The sequence below is a fragment of the Gordonia sp. UBA7860 genome (assembly GCF_002500165.1).
Lineage (GTDB): Bacteria > Actinomycetota > Actinomycetes > Mycobacteriales > Mycobacteriaceae > Gordonia > Gordonia sputi.
Genome location: NZ_DLSO01000193.1, coordinates 1 through 20505 on the forward strand (window position 1 = coordinate 1; position 20505 = coordinate 20505).

Consider the following 20505-nt stretch of genomic DNA (forward strand, 5'->3'; position numbering starts at 1 on the left):
GCGAAGGAGGCCGGCAACATGGTCGACCTCGACTCCGACCCGACCAAGCTCATCGACATCGTGGCCATCGGCAAGCAGCTGTTGATCACGCGCGGTGCGCTGACGACGTTCTCGCTGGCCAACGACCTCGCGAAGTACTTCGCGATCCTGCCTGCGATGTTCGTGAGCATCTATCCGCAGCTCGACTCGCTCAACATCATGCGGCTGCATTCGGCACAGTCGGCGATCGTGTCGGCGGTGGTGTTCAACGCGCTCATCATCGTCGCGTTGATCCCGCTCTCGCTGCGTGGTGTGCGGTATCGACCCAGCTCGGCGTCGAAGTTGTTGGGGCGCAACCTACTCGTCTACGGCGTCGGAGGCGTGATCACCCCGTTCGTGGGGATCTGGCTCATCGATCTCGTCGTCCGCTTCCTCCCGGGAATGGGGTAATCGCAGCATGAACACCATCACGTCCGGATTCTTCCGGCAATGCGCCGTCGCGTTCGCGATGCTTGTGGCGCTGACCGTGATCCTCGGCGTCGCTTATCCGACGGTTGTCTGGGCGGCATCGCGCATCGGATCGAACTCAGCAGAGGGGTCGCAGGTGACCGACGCCAAGGGCTGTAACGCCGGGTCGTCGCTGATCGGGGTCGATCCGAAGGCACCTGCTGGGACTCCCGACAGCTATCTGCACGCGCGGGTGCTCGGCTCGGCCGACGATCCGATGGCCACCGGCGATCCGTCGGCCTCGGCCGCGAGCAATCAGGGCCCCAACAGCGAGACGCTCGCGCACAACATCACCGCGCGCCGCGCGTTGATCGGGCAGCGTGAGGGCGTCGCGCCGTCGGCGGTGCCCGCGGACGCCGTGACAGGCTCCGGCTCGGGTCTCGACCCGCAGATCAGCCCCGAATACGCGGCGATCCAGATTCCACGGATCGCACGCAACAGCGGGAAGTCGCAGGCCGCGGTCCGAGAGATCGTCGACGCTCACACGTCCGGACGGCAGTTCGGATTCCTGGGGCAGCAGCGCGTCAATGTGCTCGAGGTGAACCTCGCGCTGGGTCACACGGTGTGCAAGTGATCGCCGGTCGCGCTGATTAGACTCGGTTCCATGGGTTCAGGTGCTGACACCCGAGGTCGACTCGAAGTCTTCCTCGGGTGTGCGCCCGGAGTCGGTAAGACCTACGAAATGCTCTCGCATGCAAAGGGTCTCGCCGATGAGGGTGTAGATGTGGTGATCGCGGTTGTCGAGTCGCACGGGCGCTCGGCAACCGCGGCTCTCACCGATGGTCTCGAGGAGATTCCGCGCCGCGAGGAGGTGTATCGCGGGGCTGTCCTCGACGAGATGGATCTCGACGCCGTGCTGGCGCGTGCCCCACGCGTCGCGCTCGTCGACGAACTGGCGCATACGAATGCTCCCGGATCGCGAAATGCCAAGCGCTGGCAGGACATCGAGGAGTTGCGCGACGCGGGCATCGACGTGCTGACAACGGTCAACGTGCAGCACCTGGAGAGTCTGAACGACGTTGTCGCCCAGATCACCGGTGTCATCCAGCGCGAGACCGTTCCCGATGCGGTCGTGCGTGCCGCTGACGAGATCGAGTTGGTCGACATCGCCCCGCAGGCGCTACGTCAACGTCTCAGCGCGGGCAAGGTGTACCCGGCCGGACGCATCGACGGGGCGCTCTCGAACTACTTCCGGCAGGGAAACCTGACGGCACTGCGCGAATTGGCGCTGCTGTGGCTCGCCGACCGCGTCGACGATAATCTCGCCGACTACCGCGCAGCGCACGCGATCACCGACACGTGGGAAGCGCGCGAACGCGTGGTGGTGGCGATCACCGGTGGGCCCGAATCCGCGACACTGATGCGTCGAGCGAGTCGCATCGCGTCGCGGTCGAGTGCGGAACTGGTTGTGGTGCATGTGGTCCGCGGAGACGGACTCGTCGGGACACCCGCCGCCGAACTGTCGCGGCTGCACGAGTTGGCCGAAGGGTTCGGCACGCGTATCCACACCGTCGTCGGCGACGACATCCCGTCGACGCTCCTCGACTTCGCACGTGGCGTCAACGCGACGCAGTTGGTGCTGGGTACGTCGCGCCGCCCGCGTTGGCAACGACTCTTTGACGAGGGCGTCGGTGCGAATGTCGTTGCGCACAGCGGGAAGATCGACGTCCACATGGTCACCCACGACGAGACGCGTCGTCGAAACCGACTAGACATTCGTGACACGCGCTTTCATCGTCCGTTGAGCTGGGTCGCGGCGGTCGTGGTGCCGGTGATCATGACGGTCATACTCGCGGTCCTCGACCGCTGGTTGGGGTTCGCGAGCGAGTCGGCGTTGTTCTTCGTGACGGTGCTCGCGGTCTCGCTGCTCGGCGGCATCGGGCCCGCAGCACTGTCGGCGGTGGTGGCAGGCCTGCTGCTGAACTACTTCTTCACCGACCCGAGGTTCACGTTCACCATCAACGAGCCGGACAATCTCATCACCATCCTTGTCATGCTGGTGATCGCGATAGCGGTTGCCGCACTGGTTGATTCGGCGGCGAGCAGGCGCAGACAGGCAAGCCTGGCGAGTCGTGACGCCGAGTTGTTGGCGTTGTTCTCCGACGCCGTCCTCGGTGGGGCGGACGTCTCGGCACTGCTGCAGCGCGTGCGTGAGACCTACGACCAGACCGCGGTGTCGGTGGTGCACAAAGAAGACGGTCGACGCGTCGTCGACGCCGCCGTTGGAGACAACCCGCCGGAGCGCGCCGAAGACGCCGACACGGTCTGCCCGATCCCCGGCGGTGAATACGAATTGCTGTTGCGTGGACCGAAACTCGGCGGTCGGGATCGACGGGTACTCGCCTCGGTGGCGATCCAGGCCGCGGGCGCGGTGCAGCGTCGTCGACTCGAACGCGAGGCAGCAGAGGCACGTGCACTGGCCCAGACCGACGAGATGCGTCGTGCATTGCTGTCCGCGGTGAGCCACGATCTGCGCACACCGTTGGCGGGCGCGAAAGCTGCGGTGTCGAGCCTGCGTGCGGGCGACGTGACATTCAGCCCGGAGGACACCTCGGAACTCCTCGAGACGATCGACGAGTCGGTCGACCACCTGTCGGCCCTGGTGGGAAATCTGCTCGACTCGTCGAGGCTCGCGGCCGGTGCCGTGCGGCCCAAGCTGGCGCGCACCTACCTCGTCGAGGTGGTCCACCGCGCGGCGACCGCGGTGAGCTGGGTCGGTGGACCCATCCCGGAGATCGCCTTCACCTTCCACGCGATGTGGGCCTACACCGACGGCGGGCTGCTCGAACGCGTCCTGGCCAACCTGATCGACAACGCCGTGCGGCACGGTGGTGGTGGTGCCGATGCTGGACGCGGCGTCGAGGTCACGGCAGAGTCCGAGACCGACGACGACGGTTCGCCGCGTACGGTCATTCGTGTGATCGACCACGGCTCCGGGATTCCCGCCGACAGACGCGGGCAGATCTTCGACGCCTTCGTGCAGGGTGGCGACCGCAACGGCGCCGACGGAGGCGTTGGTCTGGGCTTGTCTGTCGCACAGGGATTTACCGCCGCGATCGGTGGCACGCTCGGCGTCGAGGAGACACCTGGCGGCGGGACCACGATGGTGGTCTCACTTCCGGCGGAAGACGATGAGTCATGACCGACGGAATCCGAGTCCTCGTTGTCGACGACGAGCCACAGTTGTTGCGCGCCTTGCGAATCAATCTGAGTGCGCGTGGCTTTGCGGTCACGACGGCGTCGACGGGTACCGCTGCGCTGACCGCGGCAGCCAAGGTCAACCCGCAGGTGGTGGTCCTCGACCTCGGGCTTCCCGACATCGACGGCTTCACGGTTCTGGAGGGATTGCGCGGGTGGACCAACGTCCCGGTCATCGTGTTGTCGGCGCGTGGCGAATCGGTCGACAAGGTGGCGGCGCTCGACGCGGGCGCCGACGACTACGTCACGAAACCCTTTGGGATGGACGAGTTCCTGGCGAGACTGCGGGCGGCGGTGCGTCGTGGAGTCGCCGCACCGGATGCGTCGGAAGTGCCGGTCGTCGACGCGGGAGACTTCGTGGTCGACCTCAGCGCAAAGCAGGTGTCGCGCCACGGTGAGCAGGTCCACCTGACGCCGACCGAGTGGGGGATTCTCGAACTGCTCGTGCGCAACGAGGGAAAACTGGTGGGGCAGAGGGACATCCTGAGTACCGTGTGGGGTCCGAAGTACCTCAACCAGACCAACTATCTGCGTGTGTACCTGGCCAGCCTGCGTCGCAAACTCGAAGACGACCCGGCACACCCGGTGCACCTGCTCACCGAGGCGGGGATGGGATATCGCTTCGTGCGGGGACAGGCGGCGACTGAGCAGGCGGGGTCTGAAGAAGCGGCGTCTGAAGAAGCGGCGTCTGACTGAACAGCGCGCCCAGCTTGTCCGAGTGCGGCGTCGCGCCCGCGAGTCGCGCGCCCTCCCAGGCGGTCACCTGGTTCGCGGTGAGGACGGGTTTGCCCACCTGTGCCTCGAGATCGTTGATCCAGGTCGCTGTGTGCAACGCCGTGTCGGGGATCAGAATGGCCTGTGCGGCTGGGTGATCGGCGGTGACAACCATGTCGAACAGAGTGTCGCCGTCGATGGTCCCAGCATCGGTCGCGGTCAGAATGTCGTTGGCGCGCATGCCGACGACCTCGATATCCGCGCCGGCGAGGAACGTCGTGAATCCCGCGGCGACGTCGCCCGGGTAGCTCGCCGCGACTGCGACAGCGTCGATCCCGAGCGCTCTGCACGCCTCGGCAAACGCGAGCGACGTCGACGATGCGGGTAGTCCCGCAACCTCCGACAACTGTGCGGCTTGCCGCTGTGCGCCCTCCCATCCGTAGAGGAAGCTGCCCGAGGTGCAACCCCACATCAACGCTGCGGGGTCGTATGTGCGTGCGCGCTGCGCGCCGTCGAGCAGTCGGTCGGACTCGCCGACAGCGCGCATGGCGTCGACGGTGTGGTCGTCGGAGTCGATCTCGGTGATCACCACGGGCAGGCGAATCGACGGACCGAGTGCGTCTTCGATGAGCTGGTAGTCGTCCTCGGCAGCGTGGCCCGGGTAGAGGACCGCGCTGGTAGCGGTTGTCACGGGTTGACCTCCCGACTAGATTGTCAACAATCAAACAATTGTCGATCTCACCGTATCGGAACCAGAGGTGACCATGCAGGACCTAGCGCGGCAGGACTCAGTGCGCTCGATGTCGGCGTCGGAGCTCGGTGACGCCTACCGCAGTGGATTGCTGAGCCCTATCGACGTCGCTGCCGAGCTACTGGACACCATCCCGCAGGTGAACGCGGAGATCAATGCCTTCTGTCTCGTAGACCCGGATACGACGATGGCCGCCGCGCGCGAGTCGGCGGCTCGCTACGCGGCGTCGACTCCTCTCAGCCCGCTCGACGGCGTGCCCGTGTCGATCAAGGATCTCCTGCTCACCGAGGGTTGGCCGACGCTGCGCGGTTCGCTGACACTGCGCCCGGACACACAACGATGCGACGTCGACGCTCCAGCGGTGGCACGACTGCGCGATGCGGGAGCCGTGCCACTCGGGAAGGTCACCACACCTGAATTCGGCTGGAAAGGCGTGACCGACAGTCCGCGTACCGGCATCACGCGTAATCCGTGGTCGACCGATCGGACGTCTGGCGGTTCGAGCGGCGGAAGCGCTGCCGCCCTCGCGGCGGGACTCGGGCCGTTGTCGGTGGGCACCGACGGTGGTGGCTCGATCCGTATTCCGGCTGCGTTCTGCGGAATCGTCGGACTCAAGCCGACGCTCGGTCGGGTGCCGATGTATCCGCCGAGTCCGTTCGCGCCGGTCGCGCACGTCGGGCCGATGACGCGCAACGTCGTCGACTGCGCGTTGTTGCTCGACGTCATCAGCGGTTTCGACTCGCGCGACTGGTCGGCGGGGCCGACACCCCAACCCGTCGCGCCCGCGATCATCGCAGGCGAGCGGGGCCTGGCCGGCGCCCGCATCGCCTACAGTCCCGATCTCGGTTACGGCATCAATGACACTGCGGTGCAAGCGAATACGGAAGCCGCAGTTGGGGTGCTGCGCGACCTCGGGGCCACGGTCGACGAGGTCGATATCGGGTGGGACGATCCGGTCTGGGCTTATCACACAGTGTGGTTCGCGGGAGCGGCAGCCGTGGTCGAGGGTCTCGACCCCGCGCTCAGAGAGCTCGTCGACCCGAAACTGCTTGCGGCACTGGAACGTCACAGTGACTTCAGTGCCGCCGACTATGTGGATGCCACTGCGCTGCGGATGGCAATGGGCACACAGATGGGTGCGCTGCACGAGGACTACGACGTTCTGGTGACACCGTCGATGCCTTCGGTCGCGTTCGAGGCAGGCGCAGACGTGCCTGCAGGCTCGTCGTCGCAGGACTGGACGTCGTGGACGCCGTACAGCTACCCGTTCAACCTGACTGGTCAACCTGCGATAACGGTGCCGAGCGGATTCGCGCAGAACCCGTTGCTGCCGACCGGAATTCAGATCGTGGGCGCGCGGCACTACGACGCGACGGTACTGCGCGTTGCCGCAGCGTATGAGTCCGCCGCGAACGCCGGCGCGCTCGCGGAGGTGACGCTCCAACGAAAGCCGCAGATTCCCAACGAAAGTCGAGATGGCTCGTGACCGATCGCTTCATCATCGTCAGCCTCACATCGCGCGATGTCAGCGCCAGGGCGAGACTGCTCGACGTCGAGGCGCCGCGCACCGCTGCCGCGGTGTGGGACGCTTTGCCGTTGGGGGGTCAAGTTTTTCACGGCAAGTTCGCGCGCAACGAGATCTATACGTTGACGCCCGCGTTTGCCACGGTGGAACCGGGATTCGAGAATACGACGGTCACGCCCGTTCCCGGTGACCTTTGCTATTTCACGTTCGACGGTGTATTGGACAATCCCGCTTACGGTTACGAATCCGACGCCGCGCCGTCGGAACACTCATTGCTCATCGACCTCGCGGTCTTCTACGGTCGAAACAACTTGCTGATCAACGGGGATGTGGGGTGGGTTCCCGGAAATGTGTTCGCCACCATCACAGATGGTCTCGACGAGTTCGCCGCGGCGTGCAATGACATCTGGATGGGTGGCGCTCGCGGCGAAACCCTGACATTTGCGCGTGCATAGAGTACGAAGAAGGGGATGGTCACGATGGCAATGGAGCGAACACGATCGGACGGACGCCGTCGGGTTCTCGAACCGATCGAGCAGGAGTCGACACCTGCGATCATCGCCCGAAAGTTGCACGATGCGATTGCGAACGGTAACTTTCCGTCCGGCTCACAATTGACCGAAGCAGGTCTCGCAGTAGACCTGGGAGTGAGCCGGGGCCCGCTGCGAGAGGCGATGCAACGCCTGACTGCAGAAGGGTTGCTGGTGAGTCACCGCAACCGAGGCTTGTTCGTCGTCTCGATGGACGACGACGACATCCGGGACATGTACATCGCCCGGACGGCCGTTGAACGTGCGGCAATAGAGCAGGTGATCGAACACGACGATCCTGCGGCGGTACAAGCTCTCACCGACGCAGTTGCGTTGATGCGTCGTCATATCGACGATCCGAACGGCGAAGACATGGCCGAAGCGGATATGCAGTTCCATCAGACGTTGGTGGAATACGCGCGGAGTCAACGTTTGTCGCGCTTGCACGGCACGATCCTCGTGGAAACGAAGATGTGTCTACGCGCGATGCGAGGAACGTATTCCTCGGGAAAGGAACGTACCGACGAACACCAGGCATTGGTGGACGCCATCGCAGCGGGAGATGCGAAGGCGGCCGACGAGCTGATGATCGAGCACATGAGAGACGGTCTCCGCCGACTGCTCTAGACGACGTGTACTGATCACCGCCCACCGATGTGAGTCAGCGCGAAGACACACTGGCCCCGAGTCCACCAGGAAGGCACAGATGGCTACGGCACACTCCTCGGCAACCTATGAGGACCTCGCACCCGATCCCGAGTCGCGAGAAGGAAAAGCTCTACTCCGCAAAGCAATTGGCGCGTCGGCGATCGGTAATGCCACCGAGTGGTACGACTACGGCGTCTACGCCGCGACCGCTACTTACCTCACGCAGGCATTCTTCCCGGGGTCGCTCGGCTCGATAGGCACCATGCTCGGGTTCGCGATCTCATTCGTCCTACGCCCGTTGGGCGGCATGATCTGGGGTCCCATTGGTGACCGGATCGGACGAAAGTCCGTGCTGGCCATGACGATTCTGTTGATCGCCGGTGCGACCGCGCTGATCGGCGTACTTCCGACACATGCCGTCGCTGGAATCTGGGCGCCGATTCTGCTGATCGCGCTTCGCGTGATCCAGGGCTTCTCCACCGGCGGTGAGTACGGCGGCGCTGCGACGTTCATGGCCGAGTATGCGCCGGACAACAAGCGCGGCAAGTACGGTTCGCTGCTGGAGTTCGGCACGCTCGCAGGGTTCAGCGCGGGCACCGCTATTGTTCTGTTCCTCGAGCTGTTGCTCTCCGACGAGCAGATGCAGACGTGGGGCTGGCGAATTCCGTTCCTGATTGCGCTGCCGCTCGGGTTGATCGGTCTGTATCTGCGCTCGCAGCTGGAAGACACCCCGGTGTTCCAGGAGCTGGACAAGCGCGACGAGATCACCGGAAGTGCCTACACCCGCTTCAAGGATCTGCTGAGCAACTACTGGAAGCCGATCCTGATCATGTTCGGCATGGTGATCGCACTCAACGTCGCGAACTACACGCTGCTGGCGTATCAGCCGACGTACTTGAAGGAGACGATCGGGCTATCGGAGTCGTCGGGTTCGACCGTGGTGCTCATCGGTCAGCTCGCGATGATGGTGGTGATTCCTTTCTTCGGCGCGGCGTCGGACAAGACCGGGCGCAAACCGATGTGGTGGATCTCGCTGATCGGGCTGTTCGTTCTCGCGATACCGCTCTACTGGTTGATGGGTAAGGGATTCGCCTGGGCGATAGTCGGATTCGTGATCCTGGGACTGTTTTACGTGCCTCAGCTGTCGACCATCTCCGCGACGTTCCCGGCGATGTTCCCCACCCAGGTCCGCTACGCAGGCTTCGCGATCTCCTACAACGTGGCGACCGCCGCGTTCGGTGGTACCGCACCGCTCGTCAACGACGCGGTGGTCAGCGACACGGGCTGGAACCTGTTTCCCGCCGTCTACATGATGGGCGCCTGTGCAATCGGCATGGTGGCGCTGATCTTCTTGAAGGAGACGGCCGGAGCGTCGCTGCGCGGCACTGAGATTCCCGAGCGGACCGATGACATCACGGTCTCGGAGAGCTCCACGGCCGCGACCTCTCGCTGATCTAGGCTCCATCGTGCAGTGCTGACGGCAGTCGACCGGTCAACCGGCGATAGGATGTCGGATATGTCGAGGCCCGAGTCGTATCACCACGGTGATCTCGCCGCAGCTCTGGTGCAGTCGGCGATCGAGTTGCTCAGCGAGGACAGCTCTGCCGAGTTGTCGTTGAGAGCTGTCGCCCGACGCGCAGGCGTCTCGCCCGCGGCGCCCTACCGGCACTTCGCCGACCGTGAGGCACTGGTCTCGAGCGTTGCTGCGGTGGGCTATCGCGAGCTGACTACGCGACTGAAAGCGGCGAGCGAGTCGCCGTCGAGCGTCGACGATGTAGCCGACATCGCCGTCGCCTACGTGCGGTTCGCGTTGGAGCGGTCGGGCCTGTTCCGCGCGATGTTCGCCGAGCGGTGCGACCCGACGAGCCCGGATCGCGTCGAGGCTGTCGAGGCGATCCGTGAGTATCTGAATACTGTTGTCGCTGCCACGGTTTCGACGTCGGAGCCAGAGGAGATCGCGACCGCGATGTGGGCGCTGGTGCACGGGCTGGCGTTCTTGTACCTCGGCGGAAAGTTCACCGAAACCTCTCCGGCTGAGATCGGCGCTCGCGTGCGTTCGACGGTGCGCGCTGTCCTCGTGCGGACGCCGTCATCCGAGTAGTTTCAGCGCCAGCAATGCGTAAGCCCTTGCGGCAGTGACCAGATCGGCGACAGCGACGGACTCGTCCGGTTGATGGGCCTGTGTGTTGATGTTGCCCGGGCCGCAGACGATGGCCCGGATGCCGAGGTCGCGACTGACGAAACCGCCGTCACACGCGGCGGTCCAGCCGCCGACGGACGTCTGGGCGCCCAGCGCGTTGAGCGCATCAACGGTTGCGGTGACCAGTGTGTGGTCGGCTGGAGTCTCGAAGCCCGGCATCTCCATGGTGACCGCGACGTCGACCTCGATGCCGTCGGAGTCGATGCCCGCGGCGGCGATACGGCCGCGTAGCCAGTCAGCGATGGCCTCTGCGCTCTCATCGGGCATCAGTCTGCGGTCGACGCCGAGGGCGGCCATCGGAGCGACGACGGAGATGCCCTGCCCGCCGCTCATCGTCCCCACGTTCCAGGTTCCAGAGCCGAGAAGACCTGCGGCGCCTGCGGTCATCGCCTCGTGGTCGGCCCGGATGATGTCGATGATCGACGCCGCCGCGTAGATCGCGCTGCGACCGTCGTCGGGGCGACCGGAGTGGGCGGCCTTGCCCCGGATGTCGATCTCCAGATACGACGCCCCGCGACACCCGCGCACGACGGCCAGGTCGGTGGGTTCGGCGACGACGCAACCGACGAAGTCGCGGGAGGTGTCGGCGCGGGCCACCAGGTCGCGGACGCCTGCGCCGTGCTCCTCCTCGTCGACGGTGCAGACCAACTGCACCGGACCGGAGAGTCGGCCCTGCTCGGCCAGCGGCGCCAACGCCGACATCGCTGCGACGACCGAGGCCAGTCCGCCCTTCATGTCGACGGTGCCGCGCCCGGTCAGCACGCCGTCGGACAGGCGGGTGCGGTAGGGATCACCGGTCCAGCCGGGACCTGCGGGGACGACGTCGGAGTGGCCCAGGAACATCAGTCCCGGCCCGTCGCCGCCGGGTAGCGTCGCGATGAGGTTGGGTCGGCCGGGCGTCACCTCGTAGCTGGTGACAGTGAAACCGGTGTCACGGCAAGCACTTTCGAGAACGGCGACCGCCAGGGCCTCGGTGCCGCCGGGGTTCTCGCTCGGAGCGTCGACCAGAGCTCTGGTGAGTGCGATGATCTCGTCCGGACGGATCCGGGCCACCACCGCGTCGGACTCGCTCACCGTCACTGGGATTCCCTTCGTGGTCGTCGGCCAGGCAGTGTCAACGTCAACTGCCAAGCCGACCTCAGCTGTTCTGTGTCACCCTCTCGCAGACATCCTCTCGCAGCTTCCGGCGAGACGTCGAATTCCCTCGTCGATGCGCTCGGGCGTGCTCGATGCGAAGCACAGACGCAGAGCGTTGCGGAACCGGCCGGTCGGCGACAGTGCGGGGCCAGGGATGAATGCGACGCCGTCGGCGAGAGCGGTCTCGAACAGTTCGCGGGTGTCGATTTCGGCGAACTCGCCGCGCAGGGTCAGCCAGAGGAAGAAGCCGCCTTCGGGGTGCGTCGTTGACACGCGGTCGCCGAAGTGGCGCTCGACCGAATCGAGCATCGCGTCCCGGCGTTCGCGGTAGAGAATCCGCAGGCCGGCGAGGTGATCCTCGAGTCCGCCGCGGGCGATGTACTCGGCGACGATGTGCTGGTTGGGCACGTTGGTGCAGGTGTCCATCGCCTGTTTGCCGTTGATGAGCAGTTGGCGCAGCGACGGGTCGGCGTCGACCCATCCGACCCGCCATCCCGGCGCGAGGATCTTGGAGAACGTCCGCACCGAGAAGATCAGCGGATCGTGCGGCGACAGGGTCTGGAACGTCGGGACGTCGTCGCCCGAGAAGCGCAGCAGGCCGTACGGATCGTCATCGATGATGACGGCGCCCCACTCGTGTGCCAGCCGCAACAGCTCGCGTCGACGCTCCTCGGAGAGGGTGACGCCCGACGGATTCTGGAACGTCGGGATCGTGTAGATCGCCTTGGGGGTGCGTCGGGTGCGAGCGACGAGGTCTTCGAGAGTGTCGACCTGCATGCCGTCGTCGTCGACGGGGACTTCGAGAAGCTGCGCGCCATACGACAGCGCGGTGGCACTGCCGTTGGTGTACGTCGGTGATTCGACGACGACGAGGTCGCCGGGGTCGACGAACAGCTTGGACGCGAGGTCGAGGCCCTGCATGCCGCCGGTGGTGATGACGAGGCGGTCGAGGCTCGACGGGGCGGGTGTGGTGGCGAGGTAGTCGACGAGAAGTTGCAGCAGCCGTGGTTCGCCCTCGGTGGCGCCGTAGGTGAACGACGAGTTGTCGAGGATCTCGCCCGCGATCTGCCGGAACTCCGCAGCGGGGACAGCCTCGTCCGCGGGTGAGCCCATCGCGAAGCGCACGATGTCGTGCGTCTGAGAGGCCAGCAGGGATGTCGACGAATCGATCATCGAGCCGACGAGATCCTTCGCACGTCCGGCGAGGGGGAGCGTGTAGTTCATGGTGGTCACTGCTGACACCTCATTTCCTGATCAATTCGCGCGGGAACGCGGTGAAGGTTTCGACGCCCGTCGGGCTCACGCGCACCGACTCGGAGAGCTCAAAACCGTAGTCGTCCATCCACATTCCGCAGACGATGTGGAACGTCATGTTGGTTTCGAGGATGGTTTCGTCCTCGGTGCGAATGCTGATGGTGCGTTCACCCCAATCGGGCGGGTAGCCGATCCCGATGGAATAGCCGAGGCGAGAGGGCTTTTCGAGACCGTACTTGGCGAGAGTCCAGTTCCAGGTCGATGCGAGCTCGCGCGTGGCGACGCCGGGTTTGATCGCGTCGAGAACGTTGTTGAGGCCCTCTGCCGTTGCGCCCGCGACGTAGTCGAGATCCTTCGACGGTGCGCTCAGCGCAACGGTGCGGGCGAGGGGACAGTGATACCGGTTGTGCGCACCGGACAATTCGACGACGACTGCCTCGTCGGGGGTAAAAGTACCCTGGTGCCAGGTCAAATGGGGAGTGTCGGCTGCGGCACCGGTCGGCATCATCGGCACGATCGCGGGGTAGTCACCACCGAACTGGTCGGTGCCGGTGATCTGCGCCTGCGAGATCGCCGCTGCCGCATCACATTGCCGCACACCGACATCGATGGTCTCGATGGCTGCGCGCATCGCCTCCGAACACACCATGCCCGCCTGACGCATGAGCTGAACCTCGGCGTCGGATTTCACCGAACGCACCCAGTTGACGAGTTCGAAGTTGTCGACGAGCTTCCACTCGGGGATGGCGTTGTGCAGAGCGCGGTAGGCCTTGGGAGAGAAGAAGTGTGAGTCCATCTCGAGTCCGACGGAGCCGCCCTTCGATGCCGGTGCGACCTGGTGACGTTGGCGTAGCGCCCACGCGACCCAGTCGAACGGGTGCACGTGCGGGCGGTGCACGTAACTTTCGGGATAGCCGACGATCTGCTCGTCGGGTAGCCAGGTGGTGCGGTGTGCGCTATGTGCGTCCATCTCGCGAGCGAAGAACAGCATCTCGCCGTCGATGGGGACGAACAGCATCTGCGGGGTGTAGAACGACCACGCGTTGTACCCGATGAGGTAGAAGATGTTCGCGGGATCGGTGACGATGATCGCCGAAAGTCCTTGCAGATCCATCAGTTCACGCACGCGGGTCAACCGCTGCCGGTACTCTCTGTCGGTGAAGAGCTGGGCGCCGAGATACACCTATCGCCTCCGTCGGATCGGGGTGGACGTGTAGGTGACGTCGAGGAACTCCTCGATGCCGAGACGTCCGCCCTCGCGGCCGAGGCCCGACTCCTTGATCCCCCCGAACGGGGCCGCGGGGTTGGAGACCAGACCAGTGTTGACCCCGACCATACCCACCGCGAGGCCGGCCGAGATGGCGTCGAGGCGCTCGGCGTCGCGGCTGCAGACGTATCCGACCAGGCCGGCGGGCGTCCTGTTTGCAGCTGCGACCACGGTGTCGTCTGCCTCGATTCCGGAGCCGTCGAACGGGATCAGAGCCGCGACGGGACCGAAGATCTCGGTGCTCATGAGAGCGGACTCGGGGTGTACGTCGGTGAGGACCGTCGGCGGGTAGAAGTGGCCGGGACCATCGGGACGGGTGCCGCCGCACCGAAGCGACGCTCCGCGTCGAACCGCGTCGTCGACGAGCTCTTCGACCTTGTCGACGGCCTTGCGTTCGACGAGGGGGCCGACCTGCGTGCCCTCGGACAGTCCGTTCCCGACGGTGAGTGTTGACATGCGTTGCGTGAGGGCGCTTGCGAACTCGTCCATGACGTCACGATGCACGAAGATCCGGTTGGCCGCAGTGCATGCCTGCCCCATGTTGCGCATCTTCGCGACCATCACGGCGTCGAGTGCGGTGTCGAGATCGGCGTCGTCGCAGACGATGAAGGGTGCGTTGCCGCCGAGCTCCATCGAGGTGCGCATCACCGTATCGGCGGCCTGGCGCAGCAACAGTTTTCCCACCGCGGTGGAGCCGGTGAAGCTGACCTTGCGGGCGAGGCCCGACGACATCCACGCGCCGGCGACCTCACCCGGATCGCTTGTGGTGACCACGTTCAGGACGCCATCGGGCAGACCGGCCTCGCGGAGCACGTCGGCGAGGAGCAGCGAGGTCAACGGTGTCAGCTCCGCGGGCTTGAAGACCATGGTGCAGCCCGCGGCGATCGCCGGGCCGATTTTGCGTGTTCCCATCGCCAATGGGAAGTTCCACGGCGTGATCAGGATGCATGGGCCGACGGGGCGATGACGGACGACGACGCGGTTGCTGCCGTCCGGGGTGAGGAGGTGGTCGCCGCCGATGCGTACGGCTTCCTCGGCGAACCAGCGGAAGAACTCTGCGCCGTAGGCAACCTCGCCGCGTGCCTCGGGGTACGGCTTGCCCATCTCGGTGGTCATCAGGGTCGCGAACTCATCGGCCCGCGCGGTGATGAGTTCGTATGCGCGGTAGAGGATCTCGCTACGTGAGCGGGGACTGGTTGCCGCCCAGTCGGATTGGGCGTCGGCGGCACGACCCAGGGCGTCGAGCGCGTCGTCGGCGTTGCCGTCCGGGACCGACGTGATGACCTCGCCGGTCGCCGGATTCTCTACGTCGAAGCGGCGTTTCGAGGATGTGGGTGTCCAGGCTGTGTCGACGAGCAGTGTCATCGGAGTCCTTCCTCTGGTGATGGCTGTGCGCGGGGTAGTTCTTGTGCAAGGGGCAGCGCCTGTGCGAGCAGTTCGGCGAGGTGCTGCCCTTGGGCGTTGATGAGGGGGTCGGTGGCGGTCAGGTGGTCGACGCTCATCGCGCAGCTGAACCCGTCGGTGATGACCGGAGTTTCCGGCGCGGCACGGAGCGCGGGTGCGAGGGCGTTCTCGGCCACCGCGACGCTGACCTCGTAGTGACCCTTCTCGAAGCCGAAGTTGCCTGCGACGCCGCAGCATCCGTCGGCCGTGGTGACCTCGACACCGAGCGACTTCAGTGCGGCCGTCGAGGCGTGCGCGCCGAAGGCGGCGTACTCGTGGCAGTGGGTTTGGACCGTGACCGATTCGGGAAGGTCTGGGACCTGCAGCCCTGCCTCGACGAGTGTGGGCAGGTGGGCGGCGAAGCTCGTCACTCTTGCGGCGACACGGCGTGCGGCGGGCGAGTTGATCAGTTCTGGTAGGTCCGTGCGCAGTGCGGCCGCGCAGCTGGGTTCGGCGAGGACGAGGGGGCGGTCGGTGCCGTCGTCGAGTCGATCAGCGGTGCGGGTCAGTACCTTTCGAGCGTGGTCGAGCTGACCGGTTGAGATCCAGGTCAGTCCGCAGCACACGTCGTCGCGGGTGGCGACGGTGTCGCCGGTGGCTGCCAGGACGCGCGCCGCGGCGGTTGCGACGTGCGGGCGGAACGCCTTGGTGAAGGTGTCGACGATCAGCACGACGTCGGCGTCGGCGGGGTGGCCGAGTGCGCTCAGTGTCGCGCGCCTGTCCCGGCGAGTGGTGAAGCGGGGCATGGAGCGTCGAGCGTCGAGGCCGCCCGCGCGAGCGGCGAGGCGTCGGGCGAGTGGAGTTTGGAGAACTCGATTCAGCAGTGGTGCAACGGAGGTCGCGACGGGGAGCCAGGCGGGCATCCATCCGAGTGAGTAGTGCGAGAGAGGTCGTAGCCGGCGTCGATAGTGATGCGAGAGGAACTCCGACTTCAGTGACGCCATGTCGACGCCGGTGGGGCAGTCGCTCGAACATGCCTTGCATGACAGACAGAGGTCGAGTGCGTCGGCGACATCGGCAGACTGCCAACCGGATTCGACGCTGGGCGCGGTGCGCACCATGTCTTGTAGAACGCGTGCCCGGCCGCGCGTCGAGTCCTTCTCGTCGCGCGTCGCGCGATAGCTGGGGCACATCACCCCGCCGCTGGTAGTGCGGCAGCGACCGACACCGATGCAGCCCTGCACGGCATGGATGAACGGATCGAGTCCGGTGTGTTCGGGTGAGTGCTCGTCCGGGTCCGCGGAGTGCCACGGTCGGTTCGGAACGTCGGCGAGTGCGAGGTCGGTGGTGATGGGCGCAGGGTCGACGATGCTGCCGGGGTTGAGAATTCCCACGGGGTCCCAGATTCGCCGGAAGTCGTCGAAGGCGCGCAGCATCTCTGTGGAGTACATCAGCGGCAGGAGTGCTGATCGGGCGCGACCATCGCCGTGTTCACCCGACAGTGAACCACCATGAGCAACAACCAGTTCGGCGGCGCGGGTGCAGAACCGCGACATCACCTCGCGACCCTGCTCGGTGCGGAGGTCGAAGGTGATCCGCACGTGCATGCAGCCCGCACCGAAGTGTCCGTACAGCACGCCGGTGAGGTCGAACTCGTCGAGGAGGGTCGTGAAATCCTGCAGGTAGTCGGCGAGACGTTCCGGTGCGACGGCGGCGTCTTCCCAGCCGGGCCACGACTCGTGCGTCGTCGGTGCGTCGCTCTCCGGGTCGACGAGGCGCGCGGACAGTCCGGCGCCGTCTTCCCGGACGCGCCACAGTGCGCGACGTCGGGTCTCGTCGTCGACGAACGCGGCGTCGACCATGCACCCTCGCGTGCGGAGGTGTTCGATCAGGCGCTTGGCGGTTGCGGGGATGTCGGGTTCGGATTGTGCTGCGGCGCTCTCGTTGTCGAGGTCGATGAAGAGCCAGGAGTCGCCGTCGGGGAGGCCAGCTACGGTGTCGGGCCCGCGTCGGGCGGCCATGGTGGCGACGATGCCGCGGTCGATGCCTTCGATGGCCGACGGTGCGAAGGGAAGAATGTCGGGCACGTCGCGGGCAGCGTCTGCCACAGAGCGGTAGCCGACGCAGACGAGTAGCTGAGATGTCGGGGCCGCGACCATTCTGACGGTGGCGCCGACGACGATCGCGCAGGTGCCCTCGCTGCCCACGAGTGCCCGCGCGACGTCGAATCCGTTCTCCGGCAACAGGTGTGCCAGATGGTATCCCGACACCTGGCGGGGGATCTGTTCGAGTTGGGTGCGAAAGGCCGCGAGGTTGCGGGTGGTGAGGTCGGTGAGCTCGCGGGTGAGTTCGGCGGCTCGCGTGGTCGCTGCCGGATCATTCGGCAGTGTGGGTTCGATGCCCGATCGCGTTGCGGTCAGCCGTAATCCGTCAGCGGTGACGAGATCGAGTGCCTCGACGTGGTCGGTGGTGCGGCCGTGGCGCACCGAGTGATTTCCGCACGCGTCGTTCCCGATTGCCCCGCCGATGGTGGCGCGCGACGCCGACGACGGGTCGGGCGCGAAGGTGAGGCGGCCGCCGGTGGCTGTGCGCGCGGCGGCAGCCAGGTGTGTGAGGACGACGCCCGGGTCGACGTGGGCGGTCGCTGACTCGTCGTCGATGTGGTGGATACGCGTCATGTAGCGCGAGAAGTCGAGGATGACGCCGTCGCCGATAGCGTTGCCCGCCATTGACGTTCCGCCACCGCGTGCGGTGAGGGGTGTGCCGAGGCGATGACAGCAGGCCGCGATGCGAGCTACCTCGGCGGCGTCGCGGGGGAAGACAACTGCCACTGGCCGAACCCGATAATTGGATGCGTCGTAGGAGTATTCGGCACGCCGGCGCGACGACGCGTCGACCTCTATGTCGAGCCTGGTGAGCTCGGTGACGATCGGCGGCGTTGGCGTCGTGGGAGTGGGTAGTGGGTGTGGAGCCATTGTGTGTGGCTACGGACCGTCGTTGCGGGCGGCGACGTCGGACAGGGCGGCGCTGAATCGTTCGATGCCGGTGGCGATTTCGTGTTCGGTGACGACGAGGGCGGGAATCAGGCGGACCACGTTGGCCTCGGGTCCGCAGGTGAGGGTGAGCAGTCCGTGCCGGGTGGTGGCCTGCTGGACGGCGAGGGCCGTTGCTGCGTCGGGCACTGCGACGTCGCCGTCGCGGGAGACGAATTCGACACCGACCATGAGTCCGAGACCACGCACATCGCCGACGGCGTCGTAACCGGCTGTGACAGAACGGATTCCGGACAGCATCTGTTCGCCGCGGATGCGTGCGTTCTCGACGAGATCCTCGTCGTCGATGACGTCGAGCGTCGCGATGGCCGCCGCGGCGGCAACGGCATTGCCGCCGTACGTTCCGCCCTGCGAGCCGGGCCACGCCTGGCTCATCAACTCCGTCGGAGCGGCGATCGCGGAGATCGGGAAGCCCGACGCGAGACCCTTTGCGGTGATGAGGATATCGGGAGTGAGGTCGTCGGCGTGCTGATGTCCCCAGAACTTACCCGTGCGTCCGAATCCGGCCTGCACCTCGTCGATGATGAGCAGGATGCCGTGGCGGTCGGCGCGCTCGCGGAGTCCTGCGAGGAAGCGTGGTGGCGTCGGGAGGTATCCACCGTCGCCGAGTACGGGTTCGATGAGGAATGCGGCGGTGTCGTTCGGCGCAACCCGAGAGGCGAGCAGGTAGTCGAGTTCTTTGAGCGCGAAATCGATTGCGGCGTCGTCATTCCAGCCGTAGCGGTAGGCGTAGGGGAACGGCGCCATGTGCACGCCGCCCATGAGTGGTGAGAAGCCCGCGGAGAATCGGGTGCCGGCGCTGGTGAGGCTGGCGGCCGCGACGGTACGCCCGTGGAATCCGCCTTGGAAGACAATGATGTTGGGCTTCGCGGTTGCCATACGGGCCAGGCGCACCGCTGCCTCGACGGCCTCCGAGCCGGAGTTCGCGTAGAAGACGGAGTCGAGGCCGAGGGGGAGGACTGCGCCGAGTTTCTCGGTGAGATCGAGCAGCGGCTGATGCATCACGGTCGTGTACTGCGCGTGGATGATCTTGGTGCACTGCTCCTGAGCTGCGGCGACGACCCTCGGGTGGCAGTGGCCGGTGCTGGTGACCCCGATGCCGGTGGTGAAGTCGAGGTAGCTGTGGCCGTCGGTTCCGTGAATCCACGAGCCGAGTGCGTGATCGACGACGACGGGCGTCGCCTGCTTGAGGATCGGCGACAGCGACGCGGTCTGAGGCGTTGCGGCGAGGGTCATGGGTACACGGTGGACGTAGATCGTCGGATTGTCAACAATTAGACAGGGTGCGGTTTCTGGTGGGTGCGTGCACCGATACGGTGGCGGGTGTGACGTCCACCAAGCCGCAACTCGTCCTCCTCGGCGCCGACGACGCGCCCGGTCCCTACAACCTCGCCGACCTCGAGGCGCTGGCCGACGTGCGGCAGTGCACCGTCGAGACCTTGCCGCAGGTGCTGCCGGGTGCCGATGTTCTCGTCGTGTGGGACTTCTTCTCCCGTGCGCTGCGCGACAACTGGGGCGCCGCAACACAATCGCTGCGCTGGGTGCACGTCTGTGCCGCGGGTGTCGATTCGCTGCTGTTCGACGAGCTCGCCGACTCCGACATCGTGGTGACCAACGCGCACGGCGTCTTCGACCAACCGATCGCGGAGTTCGTGCTGGCGTCGATCCTGGCGCGGGACAAGCGCTTACATGAATCGGCGCGCCTGCAGTCGGCGCACGAATGGGTGTGGCGCGAGACGACGCGGACCGCGGGGTCGTCGGTGCTCGTCATCGGGACCGGGGGTATCGGACGTGCGATTGCGCGGCTGCTGCGCGCCGTCGGGATGCGCGTGACCGGCGCCGGGCGCACGGCGCGTCACGACGACCCCGACTTCGGCGAGGTGCGCGCGACCGACGAATTGAGCAGTTACGTCGGCGAATTCGACAACGTCGTCGTCGTGGCGCCGCTCACCGCGCAGACCGAGGGCATGATCGACGCGTCGGTGCTGTCGGCGATGCGCCCCGACGCGCACCTTGTCAACGTCGGCAGGGGCAGGCTCGTCGACGAGGCGGCGCTGGCCGACGCGCTGCGCAGCGGCGGGATCGGCGCGGCGTCGCTCGATGTCTTCGTCACCGAACCGCTGCCCGACGACAGCCCACTGTGGGACTTGGACAACGTCGCGATCTCGGCGCATATGAGCGGCGACGTTTATGGGTGGCGCGACGAGCTCGCCGATCAGGTGCTCGACAATCTACGGCGGTACGTCGGGGCCGGGTGCGAGGCGGGCGGCGAGGAGTTGTCGACGGCGCTGCGGAACGTCGTCGACAAGCGGCGGGGGTACGTGGCCTCGGGGAGGTGATCTCGACAAGCTCGATCAGC

Annotated in this window: 16 protein-coding genes and 1 pseudogene; 10 read left to right on the forward strand and 7 right to left on the reverse strand. The window is 66.0% G+C overall.

The window, feature by feature from the left end:
• From B3T59_RS22805 to B3T59_RS22820, 4 genes and pseudogenes are all read left to right on the forward strand, one after another.
• Positions 1–429, forward strand: a pseudogene (locus tag B3T59_RS22805) (potassium-transporting ATPase subunit B); the annotation flags it as partial.
• Positions 430–436: 7 nt separating this feature from the next.
• Positions 437–1060: a potassium-transporting ATPase subunit C gene (locus B3T59_RS22810; protein ID WP_287005217.1), complete on the forward strand. Its 624-nt coding sequence runs from the start codon at positions 437–439 to the stop codon at positions 1058–1060.
• Positions 1061–1090: 30 nt separating this feature from the next.
• Positions 1091–3628 carry a sensor histidine kinase gene (locus B3T59_RS22815; RefSeq protein ID WP_005206330.1) on the forward strand — a complete coding sequence of 846 codons (2538 nt, stop codon included), beginning with the start codon at positions 1091–1093 and terminating at the stop codon, positions 3626–3628.
• Positions 3625–4380 (forward strand): response regulator, encoded by a 756-nt coding sequence (locus B3T59_RS22820; protein WP_005206328.1) that lies wholly within the window; start codon positions 3625–3627, stop codon positions 4378–4380. Before B3T59_RS22815 ends, B3T59_RS22820 begins: the two co-directional genes overlap by 4 nt.
• Here the strand turns inward: B3T59_RS22820 and B3T59_RS22825 are convergent.
• Positions 4280–5089, reverse strand: coding sequence for a maleate cis-trans isomerase family protein (locus B3T59_RS22825; RefSeq protein ID WP_005206326.1), 810 nt, complete (start codon positions 5087–5089; stop codon positions 4280–4282). The two genes, B3T59_RS22820 and B3T59_RS22825, sit on opposite strands and share 101 nt — an antisense overlap.
• A 73-nt stretch (positions 5090–5162) precedes the next feature.
• Here B3T59_RS22825 and B3T59_RS22830 point away from each other — a divergent pair, with 73 nt between their 5' ends.
• The 5 genes from B3T59_RS22830 (at position 5163) to B3T59_RS22850 (ending at position 9953) form a co-directional block, all read left to right on the forward strand.
• Entirely contained in the window at positions 5163–6635 is a 1473-nt protein-coding gene (locus B3T59_RS22830) for an amidase (protein WP_267626300.1), read from the forward strand.
• Positions 6632–7129: a DUF3830 family protein gene (locus B3T59_RS22835; protein ID WP_005206322.1), complete on the forward strand. Its 498-nt coding sequence runs from the start codon at positions 6632–6634 to the stop codon at positions 7127–7129. The genes B3T59_RS22830 and B3T59_RS22835 overlap by 4 nt, the downstream gene beginning before the upstream one ends.
• Before the next feature lie 15 nt (positions 7130–7144).
• The gene (locus tag B3T59_RS22840; protein WP_267626299.1) at positions 7145–7831 is read left to right on the forward strand and encodes a GntR family transcriptional regulator; all 687 of its coding nucleotides are present in this window, start codon (positions 7145–7147) and stop codon (positions 7829–7831) included.
• 79 nt (positions 7832–7910) lie between these two features.
• Positions 7911–9305 (forward strand): MFS transporter, encoded by a 1395-nt coding sequence (locus B3T59_RS22845; RefSeq protein WP_005206319.1) that lies wholly within the window; start codon positions 7911–7913, stop codon positions 9303–9305.
• A 63-nt stretch (positions 9306–9368) separates the two neighbouring features.
• A complete protein-coding gene (locus B3T59_RS22850) occupies positions 9369–9953 on the forward strand; it encodes a TetR/AcrR family transcriptional regulator (RefSeq protein WP_005206317.1) in 585 nt (194 codons plus the stop codon).
• Here the strand turns inward: B3T59_RS22850 and B3T59_RS22855 are convergent.
• From B3T59_RS22855 to B3T59_RS22880, 6 genes are all read right to left on the reverse strand, one after another.
• A complete protein-coding gene (locus tag B3T59_RS22855) occupies positions 9942–11132 on the reverse strand; it encodes a M20 family metallopeptidase (RefSeq protein WP_005206315.1) in 1191 nt (396 codons plus the stop codon). The genes B3T59_RS22850 and B3T59_RS22855 overlap by 12 nt on opposite strands.
• Before the next feature lie 72 nt (positions 11133–11204).
• Complete coding sequence (locus B3T59_RS22860; RefSeq protein WP_051993864.1) at positions 11205–12413, reverse strand: PLP-dependent aminotransferase family protein; 1209 nt, start codon at positions 12411–12413, stop codon at positions 11205–11207.
• Positions 12414–12432: 19 nt separating this feature from the next.
• A complete protein-coding gene (locus B3T59_RS22865) occupies positions 12433–13626 on the reverse strand; it encodes a M24 family metallopeptidase (protein ID WP_287005218.1) in 1194 nt (397 codons plus the stop codon).
• Positions 13627–15075 (reverse strand): NAD-dependent succinate-semialdehyde dehydrogenase, encoded by a 1449-nt coding sequence (locus B3T59_RS22870; RefSeq protein WP_005206309.1) that lies wholly within the window; start codon positions 15073–15075, stop codon positions 13627–13629.
• The gene (locus B3T59_RS22875; RefSeq protein WP_039855742.1) at positions 15072–18068 is read right to left on the reverse strand and encodes an FAD-binding and (Fe-S)-binding domain-containing protein; all 2997 of its coding nucleotides are present in this window, start codon (positions 18066–18068) and stop codon (positions 15072–15074) included. Before B3T59_RS22875 ends, B3T59_RS22870 begins: the two co-directional genes overlap by 4 nt.
• Before the next feature lie 9 nt (positions 18069–18077).
• On the reverse strand, positions 18078–19382 hold the full coding sequence (locus B3T59_RS22880) for an aspartate aminotransferase family protein (RefSeq protein WP_005206305.1): 1305 nt from the start codon (positions 19380–19382) through the stop codon (positions 18078–18080).
• A gap of 80 nt (positions 19383–19462) precedes the next feature.
• Here B3T59_RS22880 and B3T59_RS22885 point away from each other — a divergent pair, with 80 nt between their 5' ends.
• Positions 19463–20485, forward strand: coding sequence for a D-2-hydroxyacid dehydrogenase (locus B3T59_RS22885; RefSeq protein ID WP_039855751.1), 1023 nt, complete (start codon positions 19463–19465; stop codon positions 20483–20485).
• The last annotated feature ends 20 nt before the right edge of the window (positions 20486–20505 follow it).